Source organism: Sphingomonas sp. CCH9-E2, assembly GCF_001557215.1.
Taxonomy (GTDB): domain Bacteria; phylum Pseudomonadota; class Alphaproteobacteria; order Sphingomonadales; family Sphingomonadaceae; genus Sphingomonas.
The window spans coordinates 1-1,130 of record NZ_LSJM01000263.1 but is presented as its reverse complement, the minus strand read 5'-3'; the positions used below and the strand labels follow the sequence as shown (position 1 = coordinate 1,130).

Below are 1,130 nucleotides of genomic sequence, written 5' to 3'. Positions count from 1 at the left end.
CCCTCTCCCATTGGGAGAGGGAGGGAGGCGCGAAGCGCCGGAAGGGTGAGGGTGAGCCAAGTTATGTTGCCGAGATTTCAGCGCGCGGCGTTGAGCTGCTGCTCAAGGCTGTGCAGCACGCGGTAGCAGGGCAGCACCTGCGCAACGCTGGCATTCGGCTCGCGGCCTTCGCGGATCGCGGCGATGAATTCGCGGTCCTGCAGTTCGATGCCGTTGTTCGACACCGCGACGCCGGACAGGTCGACCGGCTCCTCGCGCCCGGTCACCAGATCGTCGTAGCGCGCGATCCAGGTGCCGTTGTCGCAGATGTAGCGAAAGAAGGTGCCGAGCGGCCCGTCATTGTTGAACGACAGGCTGAGCGTGCAGATCGCGCCGCTTTCCGCCTTAAGCTGGATCGACATGTCCATCGCGATGCCGAGTTCGGGGTGGTACGGCCCTTCGATCGCGTTGGCGGCGACGATCGGCCCGGCCTGATAGGCGAACAGGTCGACCGTATGCGCGGCGTGGTGCCACAGCAGGTGATCGGTCCAGCTGCGCGCCTCCCCCTTCGCATTCATGTTCTGCCGGCGGAAGAAATAGGTCTGCACGTCCATCTGCTGAACGTTCAGCTCGCCCGCCGCGATCTTGCGATGCAGATACTGATGGCTGGGGTTGAAGCGGCGCGTGTGGCCGACCATCGCGGTCAGGCCGGTTTCCTGCGCCTTGGCCAGCACTGCCTCGCCATCGGCCAGGCTGTCGCACAGCGGGATTTCCACCTGCACATGCTTGCCTGCATCCATGCACTGGATCGCTTGGGCGGCGTGCATCTGGGTGGGGGTGCACAGGATCACCGCGTCAAGACCCGGCTGCTCCAGCGCTTCGGCCAGTTCGGTGGTGGCATGCGGGATGCCGTATTTTGCCGCGACCGCCTGGGTCGGTTCGAGTCGACGGCCGACGACCGAGATCACCTCGACCCCGTCGATATTCTTGAGCCCGTCGAGATGCTTTTCGCCGAATGCCCCGGCGCCCGCGAGTGCGATTTTCATATCTGATCTCCTTCTTAAGCCCCTCCCCTTCACGGGAGGGGTTGGGGGTGGGGCGTCTCAGTCTCACCGAGACCGGGGTCCGCGTGGACAGGCCCCACCCCAACC

At 65.0% G+C, this 1,130-nt stretch carries 1 protein-coding gene; it reads right to left on the bottom strand.

Annotated elements, in window-relative coordinates:
- Positions 1–77: 77 nt before the first annotated feature.
- Positions 78–1,025 (bottom strand): Gfo/Idh/MocA family oxidoreductase, encoded by a 948-nt coding sequence (locus AX681_RS12225; RefSeq protein WP_066660608.1) that lies wholly within the window; start codon positions 1,023–1,025, stop codon positions 78–80.
- Positions 1,026–1,130: the final 105 nt, after the last annotated feature.

Bases quoted from the DNA above. Each gene is read 5' to 3' on its own strand.
- AX681_RS12225 (WP_066660608.1), bottom strand. From the start codon at position 1,025: ATGAAAATCGCACTCGCGGGCGCCGGGGCATTCGGCGAAAAGCATCTC.